This is a genomic window from Mycobacterium sp. TH-M82 (genome assembly GCF_057473605.1).
In genome coordinates this window covers 1-1,064 of sequence record NZ_JBYCKY010000125.1, presented here as the reverse complement: position 1 = coordinate 1,064, position 1,064 = coordinate 1, and the positions used below count along the sequence as shown (strand labels likewise).

The window sequence follows — 1,064 nt, the reverse complement described above, 5'->3', positions numbered from 1 at the left end:
AGCAGGGCATCGACAGCGAGAACGCCAAGAAGATCACCAAGCTCATCCGCGACGAGGGCCCCAAGGGCGTCAAGACCCAGATCCAGGGCGACGAGATCCGGGTCACCTCCAAGAAGCGCGACGACCTGCAGGCCGTGATCGCGATGCTGAAGCAGTCCGACCTCGACGTGGCATTGCAGTTCGTCAACTATCGGTGACCCATGCGGTTCGTGCACCGATCTCCCTGTGCATGAACCGCATGGCGGATTGCTGCTATGGCCATCACCGAGGCTGATCGCCGTGCGCCGCGGCAACTACCTTGCCTACCCCGGGTTCCAGTTCGGCCCGGATGGCCAGCCGCTCGCTGTCATCGGCCGCCTGCGTGAGGTCGCGGTCACCCAGGACCCCACCCACGCCCGTATCTTCGCCAGCCCCGCCGACCAGATGTGGCTGATCGACCTTGTGCCCACCGTTGCACGTGGACGTGCTGCTGCAGCCGTTGTGAGGGCTCTGGTCCAACCAACCGGTGGGCGGCTAGGCTGGCGGTGCAGATCACAGCAGCTCAGGAAGCGAGGCTCGCCATGACCGTGACCACGCGAGACAGCGCTCGAGACGCCGGCTGCGTCGACGTCGTCATCGTCGGCGCCGGCATCTCCGGTCTTGGAGCGGCCTACCGCATCACCAAACGCAACCCGGACACCAGCTACGTCATCCTGGAACGGCGCGCGAATATCGGTGGCACCTGGGATCTGTTCCGCTACCCCGGCGTGCGTTCCGACAGCATCATGTTCTCGCTGTCCTTCCCGTGGGAGCCGTGGCTCCGCAAGGAGGCTGTCGCCGATGGCGCCGACATCCGTGACTACCTGACCAGAACCGCACACAAGTACGGCATCGACGGACACATCCGGTTCAACAGCTATGTGCGCACCGTTGATTGGGATTCGTCGGCCGACACCTGGACGGTGACCACCGAACAGGACGGCACCATCAAGACCTACCGCGCCCGGTTCGTCTTCTTCGGATCCGGCTACTACAACTACGACGAGGGCTACACACCCGAGTTCCCCGGCATCGAGCAGTTCGCC

3 protein-coding genes are annotated in these 1,064 nt (G+C 64.3%); 2 read left to right on the top strand and 1 reads right to left on the bottom strand.

The window, feature by feature from the left end:
- A partial coding sequence (locus AC2VON_RS03620; protein WP_486951719.1) for a nucleotide-binding YajQ family protein occupies positions 1 to 197 on the top strand: 197 nt, incomplete at its 5' end.
- Between the two features lie 64 nt (positions 198 to 261).
- Here the strand turns inward: AC2VON_RS03620 and AC2VON_RS03615 are convergent.
- Entirely contained in the window at positions 262 to 393 is a 132-nt protein-coding gene (locus tag AC2VON_RS03615) for a hypothetical protein (protein ID WP_486951718.1), read from the bottom strand.
- Between the two features lie 167 nt (positions 394 to 560).
- Between AC2VON_RS03615 and AC2VON_RS03610 the strand changes: the two genes are divergently transcribed.
- Positions 561 to 1,064, top strand: a 504-nt coding sequence (locus AC2VON_RS03610; RefSeq protein WP_486951717.1) for a flavin-containing monooxygenase, incomplete at its 3' end; no start/stop codon positions are given.